The following is a 22440-nucleotide window of genomic DNA, read 5'->3' on the forward strand; positions in this document are numbered from 1 at the left end:
GGGAGAGTCTGGAAGATGAGCAACTTCATTGTATCTCAGAAAACTACATATCGAGGGTAAGGAGTGAACGAACAAATGAGCGCAAATGAATTCGGTCATCAATTGGGAAATGCGCTGATGGAAGCCAACATGACGCAAATGACTTTTGGGTTTGAGGCACACGTAAGTAGAGAAGCGGTCTCTGCTTACAAAAACGGGCGCGCCGTAGCGCCACCGGATGTGAAATCAAAATCGATTCTTCTTACTGATAACGCGTTTCTGGCAATGGCTGCCGCTCACGAATCTACCGCGGGGACAAGCCCGGTGATCCTTGACGGCGATAACGTGGAACTCAACCGGCACACAGCTGTTGCCAAGACGATCGAGGAAGTAGAAGAGCTCCTGGATGCGATCAAGAAGGCACAAGCGATTCTAATTAAGCCGCCGAAGAGCCTCACGACGCAAGAACGCCAGCAGCTGGAGCAATTGATTCAGGAAACTCTCGACGTGATCACCTCAACCACCAACATGGCCGCGGTAATTTGCAGAGAGGTCAAGCTTTCATGGGTCTATCAATGGACACACCATAAAGCCAAACTTGCCAAACGCGGATTTCTAAAAATGGTGACCGGGGGAGGGGGGGTGAAATGACGAAGGCCCAGGAATGGAATCGCCGGGTGCTGGAAGTTTTGGAGCAAACCTATCCATATGACGCAAGGTTGATGGCTCTCTTTGTACAAGAGGGGGATAAGCAAAATCAGCTGTATGCTGAACGGCTGAACGAATTTCGGAAACAAGTTGAAGCGAGGGAGGGAACAGCGTGAATATCCAAACACTGCGGATGCAGCTCCACTTTTATCAACGGATGATGATCATTGCCAAAACTGCAGGAGACTTGGTTGCTCATGAAGTCTACAAGCAGATCACGCGGGAATTGACCGAACAAATCCAAGACAAAGAAAAAACCGCCTGCTCGCAACAGACGGCCTAACGAAAATATTCGATACCGGAAGAATACCACATTCCTTAAAGGGAGGGCAACCCATATGAAAAGCAGCACGCTGAGCAACATCACTAGAGCTCGTTCGCTTATTACAGAGACCACCAACCTGAATGCGCTTCTCAATGAAGAAAAGCAGGCCTTGCAAGATACGGAGCAGCAGTTGGAGCAGCTGGCAAAAAAACAAATCGATGTGCAAAACAAGGTGAACCATTTGGACATGTCCATCGGCGATAACATTCTGGAGCTGGTGACCATTTTGGCAAAGCTGGTCAGAGATCGCTTGGAAAACGTGTATAGCAGCAATCCTGAGCGGTTCGTTGAAGACGATGGAACGATTGATTTGCAACAGGACGACCTCTTTGCCCAGGAGACAGAGGAATTGCTGGACCTCTTTGAATATCACGATCAGGTTTACAGCCGCGAATACATTCGTGATTACGTGTGGGAGAAGTTGGATCATTCCGTGTTTACAGATGCAGAAGCAAACATTCGTGAAATCTATCAGGATTCCGCGGCATATCGAAAAAATTCTCTCGGGTACCACGGATTAAGCCAGCGTGATTTTCTCGCCGGTTAAAGAGTCGAAACTGGGGCACTCCGCCTCAGTTGCAGGGAAATGACCATCCCTGCCTGATGAGACAGGTCATATATAGCGAGGTCACAACGGGAGTAGGCAAGGAACTACAACGGCCGCCGTAGAGGTTGGGATGGTGGCGACCTCGTGACTAAACGAGAGGAGGTGAAATCAATGCAACTGACCGAGCAGCGAATCCGCGAGATCGTGCGGGAGGAATTACGTGTGATTCTAGAAGAGAGAGCCGTCGGAAAGACGGCTCAAAAGGAAGAGTACCTAAAGGTAATGATGGAAGCCCTACCGGATGATGTAGATAAGCAATCCGGTTCGATAGCTACTGACATCGTAAAAGAATTAGCTGAATTACTTACCACCACGGATAGGGGACACGAATTACCAATACATGATCCACGCCTGATGCTCGCAAGGATATTAACAAAAAGTCTTTTCCATTAAGCGTAGTTTTTTCAATACTTTCGATCGCTTCGATAGTATGGCCTAAACCGTTTAATGAACCAGGTTTTGAGTCACTAAGCACCTGAGAAACCAAACCATTCGCTAAGTCTATAGCTTCAGCAACAAATTCATCTTGGTTGCTAGCCTGAAAGATCTTGTTCATAAGGCCATAGGAGAACTTGTCTTTTTCGGTAAGAGTGAACTTTACCACTTTTTGAATAAAAGCATCGATTCCCTTTACCGTTCCAAAATCTCCGTTCTCCAGTACTAAGTCGCCTTTTTCAAAGTCAAACTTCATGTCTCTTAGATAGTCATTGGCGCTTAGTCTTTCTTGAATAGTTGATACAACTGGGGTAGCAGGCAACCATTTCATAATTTTCACCATCCTGTTTAGTTGTTGGAGAACGCCCACTCGCCAAAGTTCACGTTCTTCCGACATAAAGTTTCGACAGAATGGTTGGAAAGTCCTGTAAAAGAATAAAAGACCCAGCGCTGCAACGCTGAGCCTTTGGTCTAAAGCACGATTGGGAATCAATTCAATCGTAGCGGATAGACCTCCAAAAAACAAGAGGAGCCATTCCTGTAATGAAGAAATTTGAGCTTTGAAAGAAAAAAGCGCCTCCTGTATGCTGGGTCTTGGAATGGTCACATTCACACTGCCCTAATGAAAAGGAGGACGCTCTACATGAAGTATAAGCTGAAACAGAAACAGAATCAACGGATTACACGAATTACCGAAAAAACACTGGTTGTTGGCGCGGACATCGCCAAAAAGATTCATGTAGCTCGAGCCGTGGATTTCCGAGGCATTGAGCTTGGGAAAGAATGTGTGTTCCACAACGATCAGGAGGGGCTAACGAAACTGGCTGCGTGGATGAAGGAGCTTGGCCGGATACATGAGAAAACCGACATCGTATTTGGCATCGAGCCTACCGGACACTACTGGTTCCCGTTAGCGGCATTTTTGAAGGAGCAAGACATCAGGGTCGTCGTCGTGAATCCGCACCATGTGAACAAGAGCAAAGAACTTGAGGACAACTCGCAGACCAAGAGCGACTACAAGGATGCGAAGGTCATTGCCGACCTGATTCGGAGCGGGAAATATTCAGAGCCCAATTTGCCGACCAAGGAATATGCAGAGCTACGCATTCTGATGAATTTTCGGGAGAAGGTCATGGTGAGCTTGAATCAAGTGAAAGCTCGGATTACAAACTGGTTTGACCGCTACTTTCCGGAGTATCCACAAGTGTTTAAGGACTGGGAAGGCAAGGCATCACTGATGACCATGCGCCAGTTTCCCACTCCAGAGGAGATTGTCTCGATAGGCGCCAGAGGCGTTCTCACACATTGGAAGACGGAAATCAAGCGTGGGGTGGGCATCAAGAGAGCGGAGCAGCTCTATGCTGCCGCTACGGTCTCTATCGGGCTTACCGAGGGGCTGACAGCTGCCCGAATCGAGCTTGCCGCCTTGCTGCAGCAGTACGATCTGTACTGCAAGCAAGAAGAAAGCATTATGACGGAAGTCCTGCAGATTCTGGAGAAGATCCCCGGAACGAAGCAAATGCTGAGCATCCCAGGGATTGGCATTCTGACCGTCGCCGGCTTCTTGGCGGAGGTTGGCGATCTGAACAACTACGACCATGGACAGCAGATCATCCGTCTGGCTGGGCTGAATCTGACGGAGAACAGCTCTGGAAAACGTAAGGGAAAGACCGGAATCAGCAAGCGGGGGCGCTCTCGCCTAAGAGGCATCTTGTTCCGCTGCATGCTGCCGATGGTAGCCAAAAACAAAGAGTTTAAAGCGCTCCACGAGTATTATACAACGCGTAGTCAAAATCCGCTCAAGAAGAAGCAATCGATTATCGCCTTATGTGGAAAACTGGTTCGCGTCCTCTATGCACTGGGGACAAAGCAGAAAGAGTATAACGCAAACGAAGTATTGGGGCCGATTCGACAAGCCCAGCTACAACAAAGTGCTGCATAAAGCTTATCAACAAACCTGTCATCTCGCTTATTCACATGTGTACAACCATGACAACGGAAGCACCGGAGAAGCCGAAGAATTATAATCCATAAGGGCAACGACCCAGTCGAGGAGCTAGAATCGGCCTCCACCCCTTGAGAGGTAGAACGAAGGAATGTAAGGGCATAGACCCAGCGTGACATGGGAGGGTAAACCCCGAGGGCGGATGTGGAGATCCACTGTGCGATCATACCTTTTTATCCACAGTCTGGAAACTGGTGATTGCAGGCTCTATTCCCGCCACAGCCCTTACAGAAATATTTGTATCTCCTTCAATCTTCCGACAAGAGCTTTAAGATGTCAAAGTTAAAAAACAGAGAATGAGCGAGAAAACAGGAGAAAACATTACTTTATAGTGGGAGGTACGTAAATGAGTAATGAACTGGCGGTAATCACAAGCCTTGGTGACGGTAATGTTTTTGTCAAGAAAACGGATGGAGGGCAAATTCGCTCTGTCAAAGGCAGAATGGCCCTTTCCGAAAAGCAAGGCGAAATCGCAGTGATTCAAGACAAAGGGATGGTAACGGCAAAGGGATTTAACAAACTGAATCAAATTGCTGGCCTTTCCATTGTAACCCCCGAAAAACTAACGCTTCCTGAAGGGCATACGGTGGTCAATCCTTATCCGATCATTGATCCCGAGAGCGGAACGATTAGCAAGGTATGGGTCAAAAAGCTTGCGATCGGCTTCAGCCCTATCGGGAACCTCGTGATAACATCTGCAACACTTCTCTACGACGTCAATATGTATTTCATTCAAGACCTGACCAATAAAGTCAAATATAACAAAGACGCTGGTCGGGTTTGCATGGAGGCAATGCTGACGGAAGAAGAAAAGAGAAGCGGCGGATTCTACAAAATCCAAGGCCATCTTGGTGTATACGTTGATTTCTCCCACAAAGAAATTCTCAAAGCAGTAGATACTTTCATCAATAAAAAGCAATTTGCTGAGCGGAATGCTCAAACCATTTGTGAGCGCTTGGTGATGTCCAAGCACCCCGCGCTGGCTTATCCATATGTCGAAGTAAGCGGACCGGAAAAAAATCGTGTAGCAGCCGTTACAGTGGTCGGGTACGTGAACGAGTTTGATCGCAAACAGCTGTTGGAGATTGCATCCCAAGCCGAACGTGGCGAAGAGGTCAAAGTGAACGGCCAACGTGCTGAGATCATCGAAACTACTGCCGAAGCCACTACCGAAGATATGATTATCGATCAGGAAGAAGATGAGTTTTCCGTATCCTCCGGGCATCAGGGCGATCTGTTCAGCCGCGCTGCTTCCGCTGGTGAAGGCGAGGTGAAGTTCTGATGAGCAAAATCCAAGCGATCACCATGCAGAATCTGAAAGGAACGACGGACAAGCAGCCTCTGACCGGAAAAGACATCTTCATTGGCCGGAACGGATCGGGTAAGACCACCCGCCTCCAAGCGTTGCAAATGTCCATGCTCGGTTATGTGCCAGGGAACGGCAAGCGAGCGCTGGATAATTACAAATTCTCTTCTGACGAAAATGTGATGAGCGTAGGGCTAGAGCTCGAGGGATTCAAGTTCACCCGAACATTTGAGCGAACCACCAAGCTTACAAAGGGCATACCGAACGTCACCATTTCCGAATCGATTACCGTCTCGCCAGCACGCGGGGAACGGACTGAAACCGACCGAAAGGCTCGTGTTGCCGCAGAGGTTGGAAACTTCCCAGTGATGTTGGATTTCAACGAATTTCTCACCCTTTCCGATGCTAAACGCCGTGATTTCATCTATGGCCTAAGCGCCGGCATCGAAGGTGGATGGAACAAAGAACGAGTGGCGCAGTATCTGGAGGAACGGCTGCTGACGATGGAGATTGAGGTCAATTCTCCTGATCTTCATCAGGCATTAACGGAGATCATCGCTGCAGTCTTGTCCGAATACAAGGACGGCATGTCGATTGATGAGGGTCTGCTCGCAATGCGCGGGTATGTCTCCCGAGAATGGTCCACGTGGAAAGAGAAGGCCAAGAATGCAGAAGGCGCCATTAAGCAGCTGGCTGAGCAAAAAAATAAGATGGCCGAAACGGATCGGAACATTGAGGCAAACAAGCAGGAGCTGGCCGAGATTCGTGAGCAGCTGGTGCAGGTTGAAGCTCAGTTGGCAAGGGATACGGAGAAGAAAAAGGCAATTGATCGCAGGCTCTCCAGACTGCAAGAACTGGCAACGCTGATTGAACGCCTATCTTCTCAGACGCCAGAATCTACAGACTGGATTGATCAGCAAATCGAGGCGTTGGAAGCTCAGATGACACATATTGCCGACACTACCGAATTCGATGCCCTTTCCATAGAAAGAGCCAACCTGCAAAAAGAAGTCAACAATATTCAGCAACACGAAATCACTCAATTGAATCAGGACATTGCCCGCCTTACCGCGGAAAAAGCCTCCATACAGCAAACATTGGATACCATCAACAAAACAAAAGGGGTCTGCGTGATTCAGAGTCAGATCGCTTGCAACAAAGATTTTTCAGCATACATCCAATACGCTGCTTCGGAGATTGCCCAAAAAGACGAAGCGATAAACAGGCATCATGAATACTTGAACACCGCTGAGAAAGCCATTCAGCAACGGCGTGAACGGATTATGGAGATCGAGCAGCGGTTGTCGCTCATTATGCAGCAGACAAACCGATATCAGCAGGAAAATGCGGAACGAGCCAAATCCATCAAAAACCTACAAGCACAGAAATCGGCCATACTGGGCGCGGAGCAAAATCGACTTGATGACCTGAAGCGTGCCCAGGAAGAACGGGACAAGCTGCAAAATGAGCCAGTCGAAGCCATTGCTCCCCTTGATTTGTTGGAGACCCGTCGGAACGGTCTGCGTGACCAAATCACTCAACTGCAGGCAAAGGTTGAGGAGCAGGAAAAGGTACGGAATCAGATGGCTACTCTCCGCACCTCCATGCTGGCGAACAAAGAGGCGCAATTCAAATCAGAGGCTTTCAAAATGCTGGATCAAGCGCTTGGAGCAAAAGGGATTCAGGGAGAGATCGTCAAGACAATGCTGGAGCCCATGAGGGAAGATATTGAGTCCAATCTGCGAGTGTTGGGGATCAATTACCCTGTTTTCTTCCAAACGGAATCGGACACCGGGCAGGAAATCTTCCAGTTTGGCTGGGAGGACAGCAGCCAGCGTCGTAACTTCGATGCGCTGTCTACTGGTCAGCAGATGATCTTCCTGATCGCCTTCCTGGTGGCTGTGTTGGATCGGGCGAAACCTCCGATCAAGGTGCTTGCGTTGGATAACATCGAGAACCTCGATGAAACGAACCTGAGAAACGTCCTGCACGGTTTGGACAAGCTCTCTGACAAACTGGACAACATCCTGATTGCTGGCGTGGTTGACCCGCATGATATTGTCCCAGTCGGGTGGAGGGTGCATCCCCTCGGCTTGAAGGAGGCAGCAGAAGATGTCGCTTAACCTTCTTCAGGGATTAAACGAGGAACAAGCAGCTGCTGTCACATCGAAGGAGCCGGTCATTCTATGTTTGGCTGGTGCCGGTACAGGTAAGACAAAGACGCTTACGACGCGCATTTCCTATCTGCATGAGGAGAAGAGGGTGGGGACCAGCAATATGCTGGCACTCACCTTCACCCGCCTGGCAGGGCTGGAAATGAAGGAACGGATTGCTCACCTCATCGGTGAAGAACAGGCAAAGAAACTCTTCTGCAATACCTTTCACTCCTTCTGCGTCAGCGTGCTGCGTGAATGGGGCCATCGGGTTGGACTGGAACCCAACTTCTCGATTTATGACCAGGAGGACCAAGAGGCCATCATTGCGGCCATCCTCGATGAGTTCAGATACGATGCGAAGGTGCGGCAAGTATTGGACGATATTGCCCTGCTGGTTCGTGGCGGAGAAGGGAAATTCCGCTCTTACGAATCGGAGCAAGCAGCGCGGGAATATCTTTTCAGGTTAAAACAGAGCAATGCCATCAGCTTGGATGATTTGCTTACCAAAACCTTGGAACTGATGAGACAAGACGACATCGCTACATACTATCGAAATCAGTACAAGTACGTATATGTGGACGAGTTTCAGGACACCGACAATGTGCAGATGGACATTATCCGGGCAATGGCTCCAGAGAATCTGTTCGTTGTAGGTGACGATTATCAAGCGATTTACGGATTTCGCGGGGCTAATGTGCAGAACATACTGGACTTCCCCAAACAGTATCCCAATTGTGAAGTGATCAAGCTAGAACGGAATTATCGATCAACGGCTCCAATCGTGGAAGCCGCCAACACTCTAATTAAACATAACGAGAACCGAACGGATAAAAGGCTTGTGAACGAACGAGACGGTCAACCGATCGAGCTGGTGGAAGCACCGCTTACGGTGGAGGAAGAGGCCCATTATGTGGTGTCAACAGCTTACTTCCATGTCCAGAAAGGCGGGAAGCTCTCGGATATCGCAGTGCTGGCGCGGACGAATGGACAGCTTGAAATCTTAAAGGACAAGCTTGCCGAGGCTAAGATGGCAGCGGTGGTCGTGAACAAGGACGCTGATCCGCTTAAACGGACGGACATCAAAAAACTAATCAGCTTCATGTCCCTGGTGGTCAACCCAAAGGATGAAAAGGCGCTCTGGTCCTGCATCAACTTCCCAACAAACCGGATGACGGACCTTGAACGGGCGACTTTGCTCTCCAAACCAAGTTGGTCAAGCGAGCGGCCATTGGATGTATTGCGGGCGGAAGGAAGCCCAAAAGTGCAGGATTTCGCCCGAATCGTTGATACATTACGAAACTTTGATGAGATCCGGTTCTTTGACCTCGATGCTTACGAGGCGATGAGACAAGCTGGGTACGCGATCGGCTTAAAAGCTTATTACGAAGAGAAGGGCTTGCAGAACCGCATCGACGATATGCTGGCAGCTCTTCGATACGTCAAGCGTTGGTGCGTGCAACAGGAGGCTGCCGGCGAGCGGAATAACATCGAAGCGTTTCTGAAATGGCTTCGAATCCGAGACATACAGGATTACTTCCGCAAAGACGAGGACGCCGTTCAGCTGCTCACCGTCCACGGTTCCAAAGGTCTTGAATTCGACACGGTGATCCTGGTCGGGATGAATCAGGGCACATTTCCATCCAAGAGAACGGTCGACATGGAAGAGGAACGGCGCCTGATGTATGTGGCCGTTACGCGGGCAAAAAGAAGGCTCATTCTCACCCGGCCACGCGAAATCGCTTTATACGGTAAAAAGTTCTTCCAGCCTGGTGCCAGCCAGTTCATCAGGGAAATGGGCCTCATGCCCGCTGTGGAGGAGGTGGGACTGTGAAACGGAGGAGCTTGCAGCTGAAAGAAAAGATTCTGCTCAAACAACTCGCACCGAATTTGCAACCGGACAACTGGTTGATCATTAAGAAGCTTCCAACAGCTTGGCACTTGCAGCATAAAGGATCAGGCAAGGTAAAAGTCGTTGAGCTGAGGGCCTCTTAACCGGGGTGATCGTGATGATTGGACAAGTCTATGAGCTCCGTACACTGCGCTGGAAGGTCACTAAAACCTTCTGGCGCAACGGAGAAGAGTTTGCAGTCCTAAAGTGTGTAAATAAACGCAAAAAGCAGCCATGGGAGGTGCCAATCATCTTCCTCAGCATGATGGATCATCGAAAAGTATCCTGACGAGAGAAAGCGGGTGAAAACAAGTGAACTATTTGCAAGTGCTTAACGCATTCTATGATCGGCTCGAAACAAACCCATTATCTTCATCGGCAATAGCTTTGTGGCACTCACTGGTACACACAAACTATAAGGCTGGATGGATAGACGAGTTTGCGGTGGCTGCATCGGTGCTCTGCGTTAAGTCGGGATTAAAAGACAGCATGTTTAAAAAAGCCCGCAATGAACTCGCTCAAAAAGGGTACATCACTTTTCAATCTAGGAAAGGGAATCAATCAGCAGTCTACCGTTTAAATCATTTGTGGTCACATAGTGACCGCAATGGTGTCCACAATGGTAGCCACAATGGTGTCCGCAACGGTAGCCACAACGGTGTCCCATTATTCTTCTATGATAATCTTCTTCTTCCTCAGCATGATAACGCGCGCGAAGAGATCGACCCCTTTACTGCTTATCAGCAAGAAATCGGTCCGCTTACGGAGATCATCAAGGACAACATGCTGGACTGGTTGGAAGGTGGTTACTTCGATGAGCCCGAGTTGATTGTCCTTGAAGCCATACGTGAATCTGCCATTCACGAAAAGCGCTCATGGGCCTATATAGACAGAGTCTTACGCCGTTGCCTGCAGGAAAATGTCAAAACTGTGGATCAAATGCGGCAGAAGAAGGCGGAGTTTGAAAAAGCAAAAATGGCAAAGGTAACGCCAATTAGAGGGGGGGACGCTGGTGCAGGCAATCAGCGCAGAAGAGCTCAAACAGATGTTCCAAAACCTATCACAAAAGGCGAAGCAGGACGCCTCAACAAGCCGGACAACTACAACGAGCGCATGCTCCAAGTGCATGGACAAGGGTGGCTTCCTGACGACGTCATCTGACGGCCATGAGGTGTGGCGGGTTTGCGAGTGCCAGGAGCAAGCGAAAATTGAGCGATTGTTCCGCGCAAGCCAAATCACTCCCGGCTTTCAGCATATGGGATTCAAAAACTTCGATTTGGATCGGCCACAAGTAGTACTGGATGCTTACGTGGCAGCGACGGATTATTACAAGGCATTTCACGAGATCCGGAAGACAAGACAAAACAGCATCGCACTTCTGGGGGCTGTCGGTAGCGGAAAAACACATTTGTTGATGGCGATCGCAAACAACCTCATCAAGCAGCGTATCCCTGTGATGTACTTCCCGTGGGTGGAAGGGTTCAACAACATCAAGGACGACCTGGACAGGCTGGATGAGAAGGTGACGAAGCTGCAGCAGGTCGATGTGCTCTACATCGATGATCTTTTCAAAGGCCGAACGACTCCTACTGCGTTCCAGCTCGAGCAACTATTCGCAATCGTCAATTTCCGGTACTTGAACAATCTGCCGATGCTCGTTTCCTCGGAGCGAGACATTGACGAGATATCGGATATCGACGATGCAATTGGCTCTCGGATTTACGAGATGACCAGAGACTTCAACGTGACCCTGCGCGGCGAAGGTTTGAACTATCGCTTGGAAGGGAGGGCATAGGAGCCATGTTCGATCGATTACCACCTCAGAACATTGAGGCAGAGCAGTCCGTCCTGGGCGCCATCTTCCTCAGCAAGCAAGCGATGGAAACAGCATCTGAACGGCTGACTGCCGAGGATTTCTATCCGGCCAATCATCAACGAATATTCAGCGTCATGCTGGAGCTCTACGATGCGGACAAGCCTATCGACCTGGTTACCGTGACTGCTGAGCTGCAAGACAAAAAACTGCTTGAAGAAGTCGGAGGGATCGCGTACCTGACCAATCTGGCCAGCTCGGTACCTACCGCGGCCAACGTGGGTTATTACGCGGACATCGTGGCGGAAAAAGCGTACCGCAGGCGTGTGATTGAGGCCAACACAAAGGCCATCAACCAAGCATACGAGAGCGAAACCGTTGAGGAATTGATTGCAGAGCAAGAACGCATTGCCATGGACTTGGGGGAAAAACGGAAAAGCAGCTCCGATTTCGTTCCCATCAAGGATGCCATGATGGATGCCTATGAGGAGATCGACCGCCTGAGTACCCGCAAGACGGAGATCACCGGTGTACCTTCTGGCTATCCAGACTTGGACGCAATGACCGGCGGTTTCCAGCGATCAGATTTGATTATCCTGGCTGCTCGGCCTTCCGTTGGGAAAACCGCCTTCGCATTGAATATCGCCCAAAACATCGGCATCAAGACAGGGGAAACGGTCGCCATCTTCTCGCTTGAGATGAGCACCCTGCAGCTGGTCAAGCGGATGATTTGTGCGGAAGGAAACATCGATGCTTCCAAGATGCGGAATGGCGGCTTTGAGGGCGACGATTGGGAGCGAATGACCAGAGCAATCGGAAACTTGGCGAAAGCGAAAATTTTCATTGATGACTCCCCTGGTCTGACGGTTCAGGAGATTCGGAGAAAGGCGAGAAAGCTCAAACAGCAGCATGGACTAGGAATGATCTTGATCGATTACCTGCAGCTCGTTCACTGCGTTTCTAAGGGGAACAGACAAGAGCAAGTATCCGAGGTTTCCCGCATGCTTAAAGCGATCGCCCGGGAACTGGACGTACCGGTGATTGCACTGTCGCAGCTCAGTCGCTCAGTCGAGCAGCGGCAAGACAAACGACCGATGATGTCTGATATCCGTGAATCCGGATCCATTGAGCAAGACGCCGATATCGTTGCCTTCCTGTATCGTGACGACTATTACGACAAGGAATCAGCCAACAAGAACGTCGTCGAGGTCATCATTGCCAAGCAACGGAATGGCCCGACCGGAACGGTGGAGCTCGCATTCCTGAAAGAGCATAACAAGTTCGTCAGCATCGATCACCGATACGATAGGCCAACACCTGCAGACAAGCCGGCAGATGATGATGAAAAGGACAGAACATGGAGATAGGGGAGATGACGCATGAACTTACTACGTGAAGTGCTGCTTGCCAATCTGATCAAACACGGCATTACAGAGGCATGCGGCAAACCGGTGGAAGAAGCCACGTTAGCCGAATTGCAGGATGAATGGGGACGTTTTGAACTGCAGCGCAATCGGACTCCGGCGTGAGGAGGGGTATGATGCAGACACTTGATAAGCAGTTAATTCGATTTACGGTTTACGGCGAACCAGTTGCTCAGGGACGGCCGCGCGCAGCAAATATTGCTGGTCATATCCGAATGTACGACCCGCAGAAGTCACGTGATTACAAAGATTTCGTGAAACTGGTAGCAAGCGAATATGCACCGGATAAGCTTGTCGAAGGACCATTGCGACTACAGGTGAAGGTATACCGTCCAATTCCGAAATCCTTCAGCAAGAAAAAGGCATCTTTAGCGGAAGCCGGAGGAATACGCCCCACATCCAAACCGGACGCTGACAACTATCTTAAGGGAGTAAAGGACGCTCTTAAAAATATCATCTGGAAGGACGATTCGCAGGTGGTTGAGGTAATGGTTGGCAAATGGTACAGCGATCGGCCGCGGGTCGAGATCAGCATTCAAGAAATCTAATACCAAGGGAGGGTGTGGAAGATGAGCTGTCCCCCCTCACCATTCCAAATATGGGAGGAATATAGAATGCCGTACATTGATTTCAAATCTGTTGTCAAGAAAGTGAATTTGAAACCGGGTGGCAAGAAAGAAATCGTGTTGGAGGTATCGGATAACGGCCTGGACGGAAAGCTCGACAGCCTCTCCGAGATGATCGATTGCAAGGTTGACGTGTCGATGGAATCCCTGATTGTTAACTACAACGTCACGATTAATGCGAAGACAAATGAGCCCCTGAAAACGTACAAAGTGGATGATAAGGGCGTTGTTTCGGAAGTTAAGCCACAAGGGGAACAAATTGAAGCAGAACTGGGCCTGCCCCCAGAAAAGGTACCTACCAAAGAACAAACAGAGCAGGCCGAATTGGAAGTTATTGATGACTTTATTACCAGCGGTATGTCACCTAGCTATGAAGACCTGCCATATGACTTCCAAAGCATCATCAAGCGTAAATACGATGGCGAAACCTACATGAAGATGGCAAGTGAGCTTGGTATCTCCAGCGGGAAGATTGTCGAACTGGTCGATGAGTATCGGAAGCGTGTCGCCCCACTTGCAATGAAATGGAATGAGTGGAGACAAGGGAAAGACAAAGCAGAGCCTCAAGGTGGTAAAGCCGAGGCAACTGGTAACAATCCTGAACCCGAAGCGAAGCAGGAAAACGACAGCGATTCTGAACAGGGCGACAATTCACAAACCACAGGTGGATCAGATGATTCCGAAGAGCCTGCTGCTTCCGTTGATAAAGAGGCACTTGAGCAGTTTATTTTGAGCGGACAAGCCCCTGTTTTTGCAGATATCCCCTTCGACTTCCCGAGCCTGTTAAAACGCAAGTTGGCCGGAGAAACATGGATGCAGATCGCGAACTCGATCGGTGAGTCGTCGACGAAAATGCAGAGTGCCTGGTCCAAATACAAAAAGCTGGTCGCTGAGCATATGACAAAATCCAACAACGACGGGGAACAAGGGGCAGCGTAATGCTGCTCCCTTCCTGAAAGGTGGGGAAATGTATGCCAGCAGTAAAACCGAAACCAAACCATCCCTGGAGACGATCCTGCATTCTCCGGCGGGATGTGAACGAATTTATCAAGCAATCAGGCACCAACTCATGGGTGAATAACTACAAAATTGGTGGCGGCATGCAGCCTTGGAACGGGAGGATTTAAGGGACGGTTATTCGATGAGATCAGTGCATTGAGGAAAAAGGTGAAGGAGCTGGAAGATGAGCTGAGATACGGCGGAAATAAGGGTGAACAGCTAGCTCTAATCAAAGAAGCTGCCGAAAAAGCAGGTATTAATACCAATCGCAGATGGTGGCCGGACGATGTTGTACAAATGCTTGGACAAGGCATGCACCCCGATATGAAACATGCGATTGAGCGGATCAAGAGAGAAGTTGACGTGGTGACGAAATTGGTCCAGGTATCCAGGCAGTAAGCACGTGTTAACAAAACGGTAAGGGTGAGAAGAGCAGTGATAAAAACATCCGACAATATCATTAACAAGGCGATGTTCAAATCTGAACGTGAGGAATGGGAAACCCCACAAGAGTTTTTTGACAAGCTCAATGATGAGTTTGGCTTTCAACTAGACGTGTGCGCTTTACCAACAAACGCGAAATGTGAAAGATACTTCACACCAGATGATGACGGTTTACATCAAGAGTGGACAGGTGTTTGCTGGATGAATCCACCATACGGCAGAGAGATCGGTAAATGGGTCAAGAAAGCCTACGAGTCTGCCAAGCAAGGAGCGACTGTTGTGTGCTTGCTACCAGCTCGTACTGATGTGAAGTGGTGGCATGACTACTGCATGAAGGCTGAGATCAGACTGGTACGAGGTCGTATGAAGTTTGTTGGAGCTGACAATATGGCACCTTTTCCAAACGCGGTTGTGATTTTCAGCCCAGCATCGGCTGGTTGCTCATATAAAGCGATTGATAAGTGATAAACACCAAGACGCTGATAAAAAATAGCCCCCTTCTCCGGGAGCCCAAGGTATTTCGGCCAAGAAAATTATACCATTGGAACCGGACAAGGGGGAATGGGAGATGAGCGCTCCAGAGCAATTATCCTTTCTGCAACCAGTGAACGAAAGAGAGGTCCGTAAAGCTGTTGTAAAAGAGCTGAAGGCATACAAAGCCCTCCGTGTCGCCGTACAAAACAAACAAGAGCAGACCGAGAAGGGGATTGATCAGCTGTTTCCACGGTTGCATCAGTCAGAAACAAAAAACGACCTGAAAGCGAGACAGATCGAGCGGGCACTCCAATATTCGCTGGATGAAATAGAGAGGAAGATCATCGAGGAGAAGTATCTCAGCCCGGCCAGAGTGAACGACATTAACGTATACCTGGACTTGGGACTGACGAAAGACCAATACTATATCAAAAAGCGAGAGGCGATATTCCAGCTTGCGACGGCACTCAGGATCATTTGAGTGCCGTTTTTTCATATCTCGAAAAAAAGTCCGACAAAAAGTAGGACAAAACCCGGAGAAAATTATGGACAAAATGCTGGACGTTTTTCTTTGGTCGGATCGGTACCCTTGAGTTAAGAGTTTTGCTCTTGGGAGATACCGTATCCTCCCTTATCAACGACGGTACTCGGGGCGATACGTAGGGGCGATGAGTGTTGCAGTCGAACGGGCAGAGCAACAGGAGTCCTATATGCGCGCATGACGACAAGAGCATGCACACTCCAAAAGGGTGTAAGGTGCGGCGGGCGCTACGGAGGATGCAGATTTTTATGTATCTTTTGTTCTGCGTTTTTTGTGTCTGTCGCGCTCGCGAATCACATCGACTCCCGTCTGCCTGGGTGATCGTTGAGTGATAAAAATTAGGGGGATGTAGTGGACAGGGAATATTCTTGCGAGGGTAGGCCACCGCGCTCCTCGATCCCTGTCCAGTACCTCTCATATCCGATACGCCGATCCTCCCCAAGAGTGCAGTGGACGTGTCATTGCCGGCAAGCAAGGGGCAAACTTGCTGGTTCGGGCTTGCAGGCCCAGCTGCACCACCTCCAACAGTCTGTGACCGCAGCAGGCATAAGGATCGGCTCGCGGCGGAGACCCCTGCCGTAGTAAGTGGGGGTAGACAAATTTTAATCCTATCATCAAAATAGGAATGGGAGGTATGAAATGGAGAAAAAGAAGAATTTTCCCGAAACGAAAGACTTTATTTATTGGATGCTTATATTAATAATCTTCATTGTTGTTATTTCCGTGTGGAAGACAAATGAACCCAAAGTTTTAAACGACCAATTATCATTAGGAGCAACCATCTTTTCAATTTTATTGGCGGTAGTGGCTGTCATATTACCTTATATTCAAGCAAATGAAACTGCAAGGCAGCATTCACAAGTGCTATCCGAGATGAATAAAATTTCGGAAAATATAATTGCTTTAAATAACATGAAGCATGAGCTCAGCGAAAATATTAAGCTGCAGGCAGCTATTGCCGACGATGTAGCTAAGTCTCTTGAAAAGATGAAGAGCGCAACTTCTGATGCTGAAACAAAGGAACGAGCTGATGAAGGACTTATTATTTGGAGTAAGACTAGAAATCGGATGGAAGAAATGCAAAATCAAAGTATTCTTCCATCGCAAATTATAGTCACAAATAGCAAAGACAAAGACATTTTGAAGTGGAATAAGACCGATACATAAGCACCCAAGCGGTGCTTTTTTATGGAGGTGGGTGAGATGTAGTGAGACAATTCGTTGACCCAGAAACCGGTGAAGTTTTCTACGAGGAGCAAATCCTCCGGCGCCCTGACGAGATCGTCAAAGTTTTCCGTCCAGCAGGGCGCAGCGCAAAATTCGTTAAGATCAAAGCCAGCCAGAAGGCAAAGCGACGGCTTAGGAAGCTATCACTCGCTGAGGCTGGTTTTTTGCTGAAGATCATCCCTTATGCCAGCGAGGGGACGAATCTTCTTGAAGGAGACAATGAGCGTGGCCAGAAAGGAATACCGCTCACCGTCAAGGACCTCGCCAGAGTTGCCGACTGCTCCTATCCGCAGGCACGAAAGATCGTCAAGTTATTCATCGAGCAGCGGATTCTCCGTCGCGTCGAGACTGACGGCAGGACGGCACTGGCAATCAACCCGCTATTCTCGCTTAACGGGAAAGCAGCGGAAACATCTCTCCTGCAGCTATTCAGACGGGAGATCACGGAGGCCGGGGAAGACCCGAATTCCGAATAGGGGGTCGCCGGAAGCACAAAGGCTCAGAAGCCTTGGCACTCTAAGCACGACCGTAGATTTTGGTAGTGATACAAAACGTATACTTTTTCGCTCGAAAAGTAGTCGATTCGTAGCTCTCAAAAAAACGATGTCAGCCCTTTCCTCTCAAGGCATTCAGCCGTTTTCGGGCTGGCAATATTCTTTATTCTTACTACTATTGCCAGAAGGAGCAGAAAAGCATGGATATACGAAAAATACCTGTCTCTTTGATCAACCCAGCTCCGTACAATCCAAGGATTGATCTGCAGCCTGGTGATCCCGATTACGAAAAACTGAAACGCTCTATCGAGGATTTTGGCTACGTTGAGCCGATCGTTTGGAATGAACGAACAGGCAACCTCGTAGGCGGGCATCAGCGATACAAGATTCTTGTCAACGAACAGGGCGCCACTGAGGTAGAGGTATCAGTTGTCGATTTGGACGAGACCAGGGAGAAGGCACTCAATCTCGCTTTGAACAAAATCAGTGGCGATTGGGATGACGAGAAGCTTGCTCAAGTGCTTGCAGAGCTGAGGGATGAACTTGACGTCACGCTTACCGGTTTTGACACGGAAGAAGCCGACAAGTTGATCGAACAGTATACGTTCAAGACCGATGCAGACGCGGAGTTCACCAACAAGGAGCTCGACCTGGACGATTTCGCAGAGGACAAATTTGATTGCCAGTGCCCGCGCTGCGGATTCGTCTTTAATCCCAAAGACACGATCCCTGTTGAAGAAGGGCATGACGATGATGAAGCGTGAATGGGATTGGAGCCTGGCCGATCTACCCAGCGTCCCTAAGAATGGGCGCAAAGTTTTCTCCTGCTTCTCCTGCGGTGGAGGATCGACCATGGGGTACAAGTTGGCTGGATATGAAATGCTGGGAAATGTTGAAATCGACCCGCAAATGATGGCTCTCTACAAGCGGAATCACAAACCACGTTTTCCGTTTCAGATGCCGATTCAGGAGTTTAAGGAAATTCCTGATGACCAGCTGCCGGCGGAACTGTTCGACCTCGATATCCTGGATGGCTCCCCTCCATGCAGCGTTTTCTCGACAGCAGGTAAGCGCGAGAAGAAATGGGGCAAGGAACATCATTTTCGGGAAGGTCAGGCAAAACAAAAGCTGGATGATCTGTTCTTTGATTTTCTGGATGTCGTTGAGAAGCTTCGCCCGCGGGTAGTCGTAGCGGAAAACGTCAGGGGAATGATCATTGGGCTGGCAAAGGGATATGTCTCATTGGTAAAGCGGAGATTTGAAGAGTTGGGCTATCGAGCTCAGCTTTTTTTGTTGAACTCAGCAACGATGGGTGTCCCTCAGAAGCGAGAACGCATTTTTTTCATTGCTCATCGACGGGATCTGCAGCTTCCAAAGCTTTCCCTACAATTTCAGGAACGGCCTGTGCTATACAAAGAGGTTCGATCCGGTAGAGGGCGACCGCTTGATCCAAACAGCTTGACGTACAAGAGGTGGTTAAAACGGCGACCTCGTGACGACAGCTTTGGGGATATCACGGAACGCATTGAGGGCAAGGTCAGGAATTTTAACTCGATTTTGGTTAAGGATGACCGTGTCCCCAATACGATCGCGAGCCATTCTTGCTTTATCCGCTATGATGAGCCCTATTTTATCAGCGACATGGACATCATTCGCATTCAGACATTCCCTCGTGATTATGATTTCATGGGTGCAGATGTTCAATATGTGTGCGGCATGTCTGTCCCTCCATTGATGATGAAAGGGATCGCGAGCGCAATCTACGATCAGTGGCTTTCCAGAGTGTAAATGAAAAGGGAGGACGCTCCAACGCCCTCCCAGATCCACCGAGATACCCCGGCAGAGATAGCGAAACCCTGCGGCCGCAGATTCCTGAACTCGCTATCTCGTTTTCCATTTTACAGGAAAGCTGAGGGTGTCTCAATGAAAAAAGCAAACGAATGTTCTCCTTCTGTTCCTGACGACCTGCTTCTACAGCATGAAATTGAAGTGTTGGAAAGCATCTTGGAATCAAAGGCGCAGTACAGGAAAGTCGTCAAAGCTGCCATCGGCAAATGGGTCAAAGACTTCCAATCCGGTCACATCGAGATCAAAACGGTTGACGATTTGAAGAAGCTGATTGAACTTGACATTGAGCTGCAGAAGGATGGATTTTTTTAAAGGAAATGTTTTACTCCTGTCGAAATATGCAGACAGGAGGGATTGAAAATGAATGCACAAACACTTACTTGCCCTAGCCCGAATTGTAGTTCTGCAGACTATGGTATCGTGAATTCACAAAAAGTTAGGCATCCTCAATATGGATTGCTAGTAATTGAATTAAGACAATGTTTAAAATGTGGCCGACGATATGGAATCGCAAATAACGGAGTAACTGAGTTTCATTGGCCTTTACCGTAGTACCTCATAAATACTTTCGTTTTATTAAACAAATTTATTTAAATTGTATGGAGGATGTTTCCGAAAGATATTTATTTGTTGAAGGACTTACAATGACCAAACTATTAGTATAGGGGGTAATTTTTGATGACTGGAAATGTTACCTGTTCCAATTGTAAAGCAATCAACAATATTTTTTGGGAATATAAAAGTGCGCAAAGGGATTCGTATAGTATTCCGTGCCAATGGTGTGGTTGGACATTGGAATATGTAAGTGACTCAACGGATGAATATGGGAGTAAATTGATAACTGAGGGAGTTGAAGAGAAAAAGAAACCGAATTTAAGAGGAGGAAAATCTTGGCTTCCATAGGTGGAGCCTTTTTCTTTTTTGAAAACAACACAACACAAAATCGAGTCCGGAGGTGGGGTGAGATGTAATGCCGAGGGAAAGAAATCCCAATCGTGATAAAGCATACAAGATTTGGCTTGAACACAACGGAGACATAACAAATCGCCAGATCGCGGAAATGCTTGGAGAGAATGAAAAGGTCATTGCTGTGTGGAAGCAGCGTGACAAATGGAATGTTGTACAACAATCACCTGATGAAAGTTGTACAACAAAGAAACGGGGCGCGCCGAAAGGCAACAAGAACGCCGTAGGAAACGGCGGGGGCGCTCCCCCCGGGAACAAAAATGCTGTCGGAAACAGCGGCGGGGCTCCGCCACGAAACACCAATGCGGTGAGGACAGGGGAACATCAATCAATATGGATGGACGCTCTGACTCCTGAGCAGGCGGAAGTGCTTGATCGCATCGACCTCAATCCTGTCAGCCAAGCAGATGATGAAATTCGTTTGCTGGCTTGGCGTGAACGCGAGATGATGATGCGCATTCGCAAACTGACTGAAGGACTGACCGAGAAGCAACGGCGTGTCCTCCAGGAGAGATTGACCATCAAAGAGCCGGTGCAAGTTCATGACGAGAAATCCGGGGAAACGAAAACCTTCATCCGTTCCCGCGACGAGCTGGTCACAACGGAGATCGAGGAGACCGAGTACCGAGCAATCGAGGATATTCTCGCTTTGGAAGAAGCCTTGACCCGCGTCCAGGACAAAAAATTAAAGGCCATTCAATTGAAGGCGCAGTTGGTCAACAATGGCGGTGGTCCTGAGAAGGAAATCATCGTGCGGAGGTGGTCACGTGACAAGCCTAATGCTTGATCCTTTCACGGATTGGACTCCTCATGCAAAACAGATTGAGGTCATGGAGTGCGACGCTCGAAATGTGGTCATGAACTGCGGTCGTCGTGGTGGAAAGACCAACGTAGGGGCACGCAAATTCTTCGATAACATCCTGGCTGACATTGAGTCAGGAAAGGGACTGCCGTATAAGCCTCCACGTAACCTGAAAGTCATGAAAAAGCCGAAGCCGCGGCTGGAATACTGGTGCGTATCGCCGACCTACTCCATGTCGGAAATTCAGCAGGAAGAGCTGGCAGCGGTAATCCCGGAAGAGATGATTGAGAATTGGGACGCGTCAAAAAACCGCATCTGGTTGAAAGGGTACATTCTCATTCAGTTCAAGTCCGCCGACAGACCGAAAACACTCGTTGGTAAAGGTTTGAGTGGGGTGTGGCTGGACGAGGCGTCGAAAATGAAGGCCGATACTTGGAGTGGTTATCTCTCCTATGCTCTCGCTGATAAAGGCGGATGGAGCGTTTGGACGACCACGCCGGAGGGAATGAATTGGTTCTATCATGAAATTGTCTTGAACGGTCAACACACGCCAGCTGGAGGGCATTTGGAAGAGTACCGAAACGATCCTGAGTGGCGAAATTTCTACTGGACCAGCAAAGACAATCCACTGCCTGAGCTGCAGCGGAATATACAGCGCATGATCGAGACCATGCCGAAGCGTTATGTTGACCGGGAGATTTTCGCCCGGTTCGATGTGTTTTTTGGGCAGGTGTATGAAGAGTTTGACCGCTCTGTTCACGTTGTCCCGCAATCCCTCTGCCGACAGAAGTTTGAAAACGGCGACTTTGTTTTGGTTGAGGCCGGTAAGGACTGGGGCTTTACAAATCCCGGTGTGACATTGGTTGGTGCCATGACAGCCAACGGGGAACTGTGGATCGTCGATGCCATCTATAAGCGTCAGATGGAAATCCTCATTCCGGGTGATCCGAATTGCTGGGTGGCTCAGGATAAAGAGCTGATGAAAAAGTGGAAGATCAGATTGTTTTGGTGTGACGAGGAGGACCCGAGTAACATCAAGACCTATCAGACGAACGGCCTGCCGGCTAAAGCGGCCAAGAAGCATCTAAAGCCTGGTATCCGTGCCGTTGCATCGCTGTTTACGGTGAAAACGGACAACGGACGGCCAAACATCTTTATCAGCGATCACCTGAAAGATGTGATTCAGGAGCTGACAAACTACCGGTATCCAGAAGGAGCGTCTGGGGAAAAAGCGGAGATTCCTCTCAAGGAAAACGATCACTCTATGGACGCCCTGAGGTACCTCGTATGGAACAGCAAGACATTCCATCAGTTACTGATAGCCCGGTTCAAAGTGATTCCGTGGAAAGTTGCCGACGATGCGGCGTAAAGGG

General features: G+C 48.9%; 26 protein-coding genes. 25 read left to right on the forward strand and 1 reads right to left on the reverse strand.

All coding sequences use genetic code 11. The features are described 5' to 3' along the window. Positions 1 to 75: 75 nt before the first annotated feature. From M655_RS09200 to M655_RS09215, 4 genes are read left to right on the forward strand one after another with little or no spacing between them, the layout of a single operon-like run. Entirely contained in the window at positions 76 to 630 is a 555-nt protein-coding gene (locus tag M655_RS09200) for a hypothetical protein (protein WP_026557482.1), read from the forward strand. Beyond that, positions 627 to 803, forward strand: a complete 177-nt coding sequence (locus M655_RS09205) for a hypothetical protein (protein WP_157797597.1) — start codon at positions 627 to 629, stop codon at positions 801 to 803. Before M655_RS09200 ends, M655_RS09205 begins: the two co-directional genes overlap by 4 nt. Next, positions 800 to 970 carry a hypothetical protein gene (locus tag M655_RS09210; protein WP_173597757.1) on the forward strand — a complete coding sequence of 57 codons (171 nt, stop codon included), beginning with the start codon at positions 800 to 802 and terminating at the stop codon, positions 968 to 970. The genes M655_RS09205 and M655_RS09210 overlap by 4 nt, the downstream gene beginning before the upstream one ends. A 55-nt stretch (positions 971 to 1025) precedes the next feature. Beyond that, positions 1026 to 1559, forward strand: coding sequence for a hypothetical protein (locus M655_RS09215; RefSeq protein WP_026557481.1), 534 nt, complete (start codon positions 1026 to 1028; stop codon positions 1557 to 1559). A 364-nt stretch (positions 1560 to 1923) separates the two neighbouring features. Here M655_RS09215 and M655_RS09220 read toward each other — a convergent pair whose 3' ends face one another. Then, a complete protein-coding gene (locus tag M655_RS09220) occupies positions 1924 to 2661 on the reverse strand; it encodes a DUF2634 domain-containing protein (RefSeq protein WP_286085991.1) in 738 nt (245 codons plus the stop codon). Between the two features lie 48 nt (positions 2662 to 2709). Between M655_RS09220 and M655_RS09225 the strand changes: the two genes are divergently transcribed. The 21 genes from M655_RS09225 to M655_RS09325 all read left to right on the forward strand — a co-directional run bounded on the left by M655_RS09225 (position 2710) and on the right by M655_RS09325 (position 22436). Beyond that, positions 2710 to 3996 (forward strand): IS110 family RNA-guided transposase, encoded by a 1287-nt coding sequence (locus tag M655_RS09225; protein WP_221843694.1) that lies wholly within the window; start codon positions 2710 to 2712, stop codon positions 3994 to 3996. 409 nt (positions 3997 to 4405) lie between these two features. Next, on the forward strand, positions 4406 to 5341 hold the full coding sequence (locus M655_RS09230) for a hypothetical protein (RefSeq protein ID WP_026557479.1): 936 nt from the start codon (positions 4406 to 4408) through the stop codon (positions 5339 to 5341). Beyond that, the gene (locus M655_RS09235) at positions 5341 to 7488 is read left to right on the forward strand and encodes an AAA family ATPase (protein ID WP_035422763.1); all 2148 of its coding nucleotides are present in this window, start codon (positions 5341 to 5343) and stop codon (positions 7486 to 7488) included. The genes M655_RS09230 and M655_RS09235 overlap by 1 nt, the downstream gene beginning before the upstream one ends. Next, entirely contained in the window at positions 7478 to 9352 is a 1875-nt protein-coding gene (locus M655_RS09240) for an ATP-dependent helicase (RefSeq protein ID WP_051353896.1), read from the forward strand. Before M655_RS09235 ends, M655_RS09240 begins: the two co-directional genes overlap by 11 nt. After that, positions 9349 to 9513, forward strand: a complete 165-nt coding sequence (locus tag M655_RS09245) for a DUF6906 family protein (RefSeq protein WP_286085992.1) — start codon at positions 9349 to 9351, stop codon at positions 9511 to 9513. Before M655_RS09240 ends, M655_RS09245 begins: the two co-directional genes overlap by 4 nt. A gap of 208 nt (positions 9514 to 9721) precedes the next feature. Beyond that, positions 9722 to 10570 (forward strand): DnaD domain-containing protein, encoded by an 849-nt coding sequence (locus M655_RS09250; protein WP_051353895.1) that lies wholly within the window; start codon positions 9722 to 9724, stop codon positions 10568 to 10570. Next, complete coding sequence (locus tag M655_RS09255) at positions 10455 to 11204, forward strand: DnaA ATPase domain-containing protein (protein WP_035422761.1); 750 nt, start codon at positions 10455 to 10457, stop codon at positions 11202 to 11204. Before M655_RS09250 ends, M655_RS09255 begins: the two co-directional genes overlap by 116 nt. A gap of 5 nt (positions 11205 to 11209) precedes the next feature. Then, positions 11210 to 12589 (forward strand): replicative DNA helicase, encoded by a 1380-nt coding sequence (gene dnaB / locus M655_RS09260; protein WP_026557475.1) that lies wholly within the window; start codon positions 11210 to 11212, stop codon positions 12587 to 12589. A 12-nt stretch (positions 12590 to 12601) separates the two neighbouring features. Then, positions 12602 to 12751: a hypothetical protein gene (locus M655_RS09265; protein WP_157797593.1), complete on the forward strand. Its 150-nt coding sequence runs from the start codon at positions 12602 to 12604 to the stop codon at positions 12749 to 12751. 11 nt (positions 12752 to 12762) lie between these two features. Beyond that, positions 12763 to 13194: a RusA family crossover junction endodeoxyribonuclease gene (locus M655_RS09270; RefSeq protein ID WP_005836831.1), complete on the forward strand. Its 432-nt coding sequence runs from the start codon at positions 12763 to 12765 to the stop codon at positions 13192 to 13194. A gap of 66 nt (positions 13195 to 13260) precedes the next feature. Next, the gene (locus tag M655_RS09275; RefSeq protein ID WP_286085993.1) at positions 13261 to 14211 is read left to right on the forward strand and encodes a hypothetical protein; all 951 of its coding nucleotides are present in this window, start codon (positions 13261 to 13263) and stop codon (positions 14209 to 14211) included. Between the two features lie 228 nt (positions 14212 to 14439). Next, the gene (locus tag M655_RS09280) at positions 14440 to 14670 is read left to right on the forward strand and encodes a hypothetical protein (protein WP_152344098.1); all 231 of its coding nucleotides are present in this window, start codon (positions 14440 to 14442) and stop codon (positions 14668 to 14670) included. A gap of 36 nt (positions 14671 to 14706) precedes the next feature. Continuing rightward, on the forward strand, positions 14707 to 15180 hold the full coding sequence (locus M655_RS09285) for a DNA N-6-adenine-methyltransferase (RefSeq protein WP_081414710.1): 474 nt from the start codon (positions 14707 to 14709) through the stop codon (positions 15178 to 15180). A 103-nt stretch (positions 15181 to 15283) separates the two neighbouring features. After that, the gene (locus tag M655_RS09290; protein ID WP_005836816.1) at positions 15284 to 15670 is read left to right on the forward strand and encodes an ArpU family phage packaging/lysis transcriptional regulator; all 387 of its coding nucleotides are present in this window, start codon (positions 15284 to 15286) and stop codon (positions 15668 to 15670) included. Positions 15671 to 16369: 699 nt separating this feature from the next. Beyond that, the gene (locus M655_RS09295) at positions 16370 to 16897 is read left to right on the forward strand and encodes a hypothetical protein (protein ID WP_026557471.1); all 528 of its coding nucleotides are present in this window, start codon (positions 16370 to 16372) and stop codon (positions 16895 to 16897) included. Positions 16898 to 16938: 41 nt separating this feature from the next. Then, positions 16939 to 17433 (forward strand): hypothetical protein, encoded by a 495-nt coding sequence (locus M655_RS09300; protein ID WP_026557470.1) that lies wholly within the window; start codon positions 16939 to 16941, stop codon positions 17431 to 17433. Positions 17434 to 17651: 218 nt separating this feature from the next. After that, positions 17652 to 18215, forward strand: a complete 564-nt coding sequence (locus M655_RS09305; protein WP_026557469.1) for a ParB N-terminal domain-containing protein — start codon at positions 17652 to 17654, stop codon at positions 18213 to 18215. 88 nt (positions 18216 to 18303) lie between these two features. Then, positions 18304 to 19239, forward strand: coding sequence for a DNA cytosine methyltransferase (locus M655_RS09310; protein WP_026557468.1), 936 nt, complete (start codon positions 18304 to 18306; stop codon positions 19237 to 19239). Positions 19240 to 19374: 135 nt separating this feature from the next. After that, positions 19375 to 19611, forward strand: coding sequence for a hypothetical protein (locus M655_RS09315; RefSeq protein WP_026557467.1), 237 nt, complete (start codon positions 19375 to 19377; stop codon positions 19609 to 19611). Between the two features lie 658 nt (positions 19612 to 20269). Beyond that, complete coding sequence (gene terS, locus M655_RS09320) at positions 20270 to 21052, forward strand: phage terminase small subunit (protein ID WP_035422758.1); 783 nt, start codon at positions 20270 to 20272, stop codon at positions 21050 to 21052. Next, a complete protein-coding gene (locus tag M655_RS09325) occupies positions 21033 to 22436 on the forward strand; it encodes a terminase large subunit domain-containing protein (protein WP_026557466.1) in 1404 nt (467 codons plus the stop codon). Before terS ends, M655_RS09325 begins: the two co-directional genes overlap by 20 nt. Positions 22437 to 22440 lie beyond the last annotated feature (4 nt).

The sequence above is a fragment of the Brevibacillus sp. NSP2.1 genome (assembly GCF_000470975.2).
GTDB lineage: Bacteria > Bacillota > Bacilli > Brevibacillales > Brevibacillaceae > Brevibacillus > Brevibacillus agri.